Source organism: Acetatifactor sp. (genome assembly GCF_982438285.1).
In genome coordinates, this window is the sequence record NZ_CEWDFQ010000153.1 from 1 (window position 1) to 7289 (window position 7289).

At 48.7% G+C, this 7289-nt stretch carries 6 protein-coding genes; 2 read left to right on the forward strand and 4 right to left on the reverse strand.

The window, feature by feature from the left end; translation table 11 throughout:
* Nucleotides 1–79 precede the first annotated feature (79 nt).
* The gene (locus AC1WIP_RS08850; protein WP_481141499.1) at nucleotides 80–730 is read left to right on the forward strand and encodes a GNAT family N-acetyltransferase; all 651 of its coding nucleotides are present in this window, start codon (nucleotides 80–82) and stop codon (nucleotides 728–730) included.
* A gap of 23 nt (nucleotides 731–753) precedes the next feature.
* Nucleotides 754–876, forward strand: a complete 123-nt coding sequence (locus AC1WIP_RS08855) for a hypothetical protein (protein WP_481141500.1) — start codon at nucleotides 754–756, stop codon at nucleotides 874–876.
* Between the two features lie 19 nt (nucleotides 877–895).
* Here AC1WIP_RS08855 and AC1WIP_RS08860 read toward each other — a convergent pair whose 3' ends face one another.
* The 4 genes from AC1WIP_RS08860 to AC1WIP_RS08875 all read right to left on the reverse strand — a co-directional run bounded on the left by AC1WIP_RS08860 (nucleotide 896) and on the right by AC1WIP_RS08875 (nucleotide 7208).
* Entirely contained in the window at nucleotides 896–2089 is a 1194-nt protein-coding gene (locus AC1WIP_RS08860) for a serine hydrolase domain-containing protein (protein ID WP_481141501.1), read from the reverse strand.
* A gap of 183 nt (nucleotides 2090–2272) precedes the next feature.
* Nucleotides 2273–3604: an MATE family efflux transporter gene (locus AC1WIP_RS08865; RefSeq protein WP_481141502.1), complete on the reverse strand. Its 1332-nt coding sequence runs from the start codon at nucleotides 3602–3604 to the stop codon at nucleotides 2273–2275.
* Nucleotides 3605–3794: 190 nt separating this feature from the next.
* Complete coding sequence (locus tag AC1WIP_RS08870; protein ID WP_481141503.1) at nucleotides 3795–5291, reverse strand: alpha-N-arabinofuranosidase; 1497 nt, start codon at nucleotides 5289–5291, stop codon at nucleotides 3795–3797.
* Nucleotides 5292–5450: 159 nt separating this feature from the next.
* Entirely contained in the window at nucleotides 5451–7208 is a 1758-nt protein-coding gene (locus AC1WIP_RS08875; RefSeq protein ID WP_481141504.1) for an ammonium transporter, read from the reverse strand.
* Between the last annotated feature and the right edge of the window lie 81 nt (nucleotides 7209–7289).

The following is a 7289-nucleotide window of genomic DNA, read 5'->3' on the forward strand; positions in this document are numbered from 1 at the left end:
CTCCTTTACATATCGTAATATTTGTATTAAATTAATATTATCACATAAAGGAAAAGAAAAAAAGCTAAGAGGATTTGTCATGCTGATTATTCGCAATGAAAGAACAGAGGACTATGAAACGGTAGAGCAGATCACAAGACGGGCCTTTTATAACCGCTATATGCCGGGATGTACGGAGCATTATCTGGTTCATGTCATGCGCGGCCATCAGGATTTCATACCGGAATTGGACTTTGTGGCGGAAATGGACGACCAGGTGGTTGGCAATATCATGTATACAAGGGCAATACTGACCGATGAAAGCGGTGCAAAAAAAGAGACCCTTACCTTTGGTCCGGTCTCCATAGTGCCCGAATATCAGAGAATGGGCTATGGAAAGCTGCTCATGGAGCATTCCTTTCAGCGGGCCGTGGAAATGGGTTATGACAGCATCGTCATCTTCGGAAGCCCCGCCAACTATGTGAGCCGGGGATTTCAAAGCTGTAAAAGGTTTAATGTCTGTGTTGCGGACACCGAATGGCCACAGGGAAGGTATCCTGCGGGAATGCTGGTAAAGGAGCTGATCCCAAGCGTTTTCGACGGCAGAAAATGGTTTTACCGGGAAAGTCCTGTCATGAATATAAATGAACAGGAAGCGCAAAGCTATGACCAGGGCTTTGAAGTATTGGAAAAGAAATACCTTCCCAGCCAGGAGGAATTTTATATCATAAGCAATTCCTTTGTGGAATAGCTCTCAAGGAAAGGAGTATACCTATGTTTTTGATTCTTGCAGGCGGATTGTTGATCATCATTTTCGCAGTAATCGCCGCTGTAGCCGCTTCTGTTACCTCTGCCGTTGCTGCAGACGTGGATGATTTTGATATGGAAGAGGACTAGAGAGAAGTCTGCTTTCTCTCTAGTCCTCTTTGCCCATCAGTTCCTCCAGGGCCCCGAAGGTGGCCATCCGCAGCTTTCTCACCAGGGGTGTACATCCGGATCCGCAGCTTTGCATGAAAAAGATAAGCGTCATATCATCCTCCGGATCCATAGTCACATAATTGCCCGTCCAGCCATCCCAGCCATATTCTCCAAGGGGCGCCGTGGTTCCGGCCTCCCCCTGATCTATAAGAATGCGCATCAGGCATCCGTAACCATATCCCGCCGTGCTGTCCCAGTTTAATCCCGACTTTTGTTCTCTGGTCAGACGGTCACAGGTCATAAATTCCACCGTTTTTCTTCCCAATATGCGTTTTCCGTTATATTCCCCTTTGTGAAGCATCATTTCCGCAAAATGGCTGTAATCGTCAATAGTGGATACCAGTCCTGCGCCGCCGGATTCAAAGGACGTATCCTCCCCGTAATATTCTCCCAGGTGAGAATCCTCATAGGGCACAAGCCTTTTTCCCTCTTCCTCCCACTGATAGATCTGGGCAAAGCGTTCTCTCTTTTCTTCCGGCACAAAAAAGCCTGTGTCCGGCATTTCCAGCGGCTCAAACAGCTCTTTCTTCAAAAACGCGCCGTAAGTCATCCCGCTGACCGCTTCCACCACGCCGCCCAGCACATCCGCAGACAGTCCGTACATCCATCTTTCACCAGGCTGAAAGCACAGCGGAATCTGCGCAATTCTCCTTAAGTACTCCTGGGTATCCACCCGCTCTCCCCTTTTTCTGCGCTCCCAAAGCTCTTTGAAAACAGTATCCATACGCTTGCCCGGCACATGGGACAAATCAGGATAGGGAATGCCTGAGGTCATATTTAACAGATCTGTGATGGTGTTCTCCCGGTCTGCCGGAAGCACCCTTCCCTGGGGAGTCCAGACCGTCTGCCCCGCAAAGCAGGGAAGATACTTGGATACCGGATCCTTTAAATCAATTTCCCCTCTTTGGGCCAAAATCATGACAGCTGCTGCCGTAACGGGCTTTGTCATGGAAAAAAGCCGGATAATGGTATCTCTCCTCATCGGTTTTTTCTTTTCCATATCCGCCTGTCCGTAGACGTTGAAATAAACCTCTCTGTCACGGCAGCGCACCAAAAGACTTGCCCCCGCAAGCCTTCCCTCCTCTATCTCCTTTTGTATCAGCCCATCCACGGTATCCTTATAATCAAACATTGCTTTCCTCCTTATGTCTGTTACATAGAATAGGTAATTGCGAAACTCGCTGGCAAAGTCACGAACCTGGTCATAATAACCAAAAACGGGTTCCGAAGCAGTGGCTCGTCACCCTTATTTTGGTTATTATGCCCAGTTTCTGATATCAGGGAGCGGGTTTCGCAAACGCCTGGTTACATAGAATTATAACACAGAAACCCCAGATGGATGGCTCTTTTTTCTTTTCAAAAGCATGATTGCTCCAAGCAGGGCCACCAAAAGCTCCGTTGCAGGAAATGCCGACCAGACTCCCAAAATACCCGCCGCCGACAGCGCAAGCGCCATAGGAATAATAACAGCAAAACCACGCAGAAGGGAAATGATATGTGCCGGGAGGGCATGCTCCGTAGCGGTAAAATACACAGCCACAATAATATTAAAGCCTGCAAATATACAAGCAGTAAAGTAAATCCTCATTCCAGTGACTGCAATTTCCTGCAGCTGTGCATTCTGCTCACTGTTAAACACGCTCACAATACCCTCAGCTCCAAAAAAGACCACCCCATAAACAAGGACAGACACCGCTGCCGCTGCAATCAGGGCATACCGAAGAATCGCCTCCACATACTTCCTGTTTCCCTTCCCGAAATTGCTGCTGACGATAGGCTGTATTCCCTGTGCAATTCCTGTATAAATAGAAATCACCACCAAGGAGAGATTAGCAATCACACTGTAGGCGGCAACCCCGATGTTGCCTGCCAGTCCAAGCAAAAGGGTATTAAATACAATCATCACAATTCCTGAGGAGACCTCTGTGATCAGGGAAGGCACTCCGTTTAAAAGGATACCGCCGAAAAGCCGTGCCGAAGGCCTTCCCTTTCGCAGGTGAAACTGATTTCTCTTCTTTACGAAAAAGGGCAGAAGTATCAAAATACTGATCACCGGAGCCAGACCTGTGGCAAAGGCCGCCCCAAAAATCCCCATTCCCAGAGGGAACATAAATACATAATCCAAAACCACATTGGACAGGCTGCCGCAGATCATGGCCGTCATAGACAGCTGGGGCGCTCCGTCGTTTCTGATAAAGCACAAAAGCAGATTGTTCGTCATAAACATGGGTGCAAACAGCAAAATCACCTGGAGATAGGTTTTCGTCATCTGAAAAACCGCTTCATCCGCCCCCAGAAGTCTGACCAGAAATCCTGTGCCAAAAATGCCCAAAAGAAAAAAGATACCGGATATGATTACCATAAGCGCCGCGGCATTGGTAAAAATCCGATCCGCTCTGTCTGCATCCTTCTGACTTTTCACAATGGCATATTTAATGCCGCCTCCCATTCCGATCATAAGGCCGCTGCCATGGATAAAGCTGTAAACAGGGATGGCAAGATTTAAGGCTGTCAGACCATCCGCCCCCAGAGCCTTAGACACAAAAAAGGTGTCCGCCAGAATATAGCAGGACAAGCCGATCATTCCCAGCACGTTGAGAGAGGAATATTTGATAAATTCCTGCAGACATGCGTTCTCTTTTTTCATGAATTCATACCTCCAAAATCCGCAAAATAAAACGCCTTACTTCACTCCTGCAAAGGCCTGACGGAATGAATAAGACGTTACCCGGCGGTAATTGACGTTTCTTTTATTTTACATGGAATTAATTTACCACTGTCTGCGCCGCAAGTCAAGTAAAAAGCTGCCCGCTTTAGCGGGCAGCCTTCCCTTCCTGTCAAATCTCCACCTCCAAATGCAGCACGCTGCAGGCCGGAAGGGTAAAGATAAGCTTGTTTCCATCTACAGAAATTTCCTTAAATTCCCGGGTATGTACCACATCCGGCTCCTCAAAGGTGTTATGGGCCTTAAAGTGGTTTGTGAGCACCGTTCCCTTCACCGACTTCACAGGACTCTGGGCAAAAATGCCCTGGATTTCCTCGGAGGAATCCACCGACAGATTTGTGAGAGTTACATGGAGCCTGCCGTCTGCTGCCATGGATACGGATTCCGTAAGCTTTGGCACCATGCTGTCTGCCTCCACGCCGATGGTTTCATTTTCGATGGAGGATTCCACAAGCTCTCCGTCCTGATGAGCCTTGTACATATGAAATACATGCCAGGTGGGGGTTTTGATCATTTTTTCACCCTCAGTCAGGAGCACTGCCTGGAGCACATTGACCATCTGGGCAATATTTGCCATCTTCACCCGGTCGCAGTGCTTGTTGAAAAGATTCAGATTAATGCCTGCCACCAGCGCATCCCGCATAGTGTTTTGCTGGTACAAAAAGCCCGGATTGGTGCCTGGCTCCACATCAAACCAGGTGCCCCACTCGTCAATAACCATACCGATTTTTTTGTCCGGGTCATATTGATCCATAATAGCTCCATGGCGTTTGATGAGTGTTTCCATCTTCAAGGTGGCCTTCAGGGTGCGGTACCACCCCGCTTCGTCAAAATCCGTGGCTGAGCCCTTGTGTCCCCAATCCCCTGTGCAGAGGGTGTAATAGTGAAGAGACATGCCGTTCATAAAACCGGTTCCGTGGTCAAAGACAGTCTCCAGCACCTTGTCCGTCCAGTGATAATCATCCGCATTTGCACCACAGGCAATCTTGTAAATAGGAGCCTTGGGGTCATAATTTCTCACATAGGTCTGATATCTGCGGTACAAATCTCCATAATACTCCGGCCTCATATTGCCGCCGCAGCCCCAGTTTTCGTTGCCCACGCCAAAGTAGTCCACCCTCCAGGGCTCCTCATGTCCATTTTCCTTCCGCAGATCCGCCATGGGAGAGACCCCGTGAAAGGTCATATATTCCACCCATTCGCTCATCTCCTGCACGGTTCCGCTGCCCAGGTTCCCGTTTACATAGGTCTTACAGCCAAGCTGCCTGCAAAGCTCCATAAATTCGTGGGTGCCGAAGCTGTTGTCCTCCACCACCCCTCCCCAGTGGGTATTGATCATTTTCTTGCGCTTTTCCTTGGGCCCCACGCCGTCCTTCCAGTGGTATTCATCCGCAAAGCAGCCCCCGGGCCAGCGAAGCACCGGAACCCTGATCTCCTTAAGGGCCTCCACCACATCTGTTCTCATGCCGTTTACATTGGGGATGGAGGAGTTCTCTCCCACGTAAATCCCCTCATAAATACAGCGGCCCAGGTGCTCGGAAAAATGTCCCTGAAGCTCCGGATTGATATGCCCTCTCTTTACATTTGGATTGACATACAGCTTTTTCATAAGATTTCTTCTCCTTTTATTTAAGTGAAAACTTTAATATTGCACTAAGTAATTATATTTTAAGTGTAATGCAGCAAAATCCAAATGTCAATTACAATAAAAAATATCCTGCGCCGTCCAGGACAGCCCAGGATATCTTTTTCATATAAAGCGTCAGAATTATTCCTCGTCCTGAAGAGCGTCGTAACCGTGCTCATTGGTACGAACCTTCACAACATCCTCCACATCATAGACGAAAATCTTGCCATCGCCCACCTTGCCAGTGCAGAGCACCTTCTGCACCGTGTTTACCACAGTATCGGTAGGGATTTTACAGATTACCACATCCACCTTCACCTTGGGAAGCAGACGTGCCTCTATGGGCGCTCCCCGGAAGGAAGCCTCATGTCCCTTCTGCATACCGTATCCAAATACATTGGAAATGGTAAGACCGGTAACCCCAAGCTTTGTCAGGGCCGCCTCCAGCTGATTGAATTTTGCCTGGTTGGTAATGATGGTAACCTTTGTCATCTTTGCTCCCTGGCGCTCCTTGTGAATCACAGGGACAGATTCTGATACAGCCCCATCGGCAGATTCCGCCTTCTTTTCATCAGCTGTCTCTGAAACAATTTCTCCTTCCTTTACATCGTCCGCAAATTCATCCATGGAAGCTGCCGCAGGCGCAAAGTCGGGATAGGCAAGGTTACCGTGCTCTCCAATATCCAGTCCGGCAATTTCCTCTTCGCGGGATACGCGGATGCCTACGGTTTTCTTTAAAGCCAGCCAAACCAGGGAGGTGGTCACAAAGGAAAATACCGCCACCGCAAGAATTCCTACAATCTGTGTGCCAAGCAGCCCGAAGCCGCCGCCGAAGAACAGGCCGTTTCTGGTGGAAAGACTGGTGACGCCCTCCTGGGCAAACAATCCGATACAAATAGTGCCGAATATACCGCAGCAAAGATGAACGGAGGTTGCACCCACAGGATCGTCAATTTTTAATTTATCAAAGAATACAACTGCAAATACCACTAAGATGCCGGCAATGGCTCCAATGATCAAAGAGCTCTGTACGCTCACATAAGCGCAGCCGCCGGTAATTCCCACAAGACCTGCCAGACAGCCGTTGATGGTCATGCCAAGGTCCGGTTTGCCTAAAAAGATCCAGGAGGTGATAGTTGAGGTCAGCACTGCCGCAATGGCAGAAGTATTGGTGGTAACCAATATGTACATAACATCCGAAGGATTCTGGAAGCTCATGGTAGAGCCGGGATTAAAGCCAAACCACCCAAGCCACAGGACAAACAGGCCGATCACTGCCAGGGACATGCTGTGTCCGGGAATTGCCCGGGCCTTTCCGTCCTTGCCGTATTTTCCGATACGAGGTCCAAGGATCATAGCGCCTGTCAAGGCGCCCCAGCCTCCCAGAGAATGCACTACGGTGTCACCTGCAAAGTCCATAAAGCCTATCTGAGCCAGCCAGCCGCCGCCCCATACCCAGTGTCCTACAATGGGATAAATGATCAGCGTCAGCACAAAGGAAAAAATAATGAAAGAAACATATTTGATTCTTTCAGCCACCGCGCCGGACACGATGGTTGCCGCTGTTCCGCAGAATACAAGCTGGAAGAAAAATTTCCCCCAGAAGGGAACGTTTGACGTTAATGTGTCGTCGTAAAACGAAAGATCCGAGCTTCCCAGAATGAACAGATTGCTGGTTCCCACAAAGGGATTGCTGCCGCCGAACATCAGTCCCCAGCCCAAGAGCAGAAAGCCAAGAGAGGAAACTGCAAACACGATAAAGTTTTTGGACAAAATATTCACCGTGTTTTTCGCCCGGGCGAAGCCCGCTTCCACAGCCGCAAATCCGAGATTCATAAAGAATACCAGGATAGCTGCCACAAGTACCCAAAATGTGTCGATGATCATAGTAGTATCCATAATGACTTCCTCCCTATAAAAAATAAAAAAAGACGAAGATGTGTTTTTCTGACATCTTCGTCTTATGGCGTTAATCTTTCC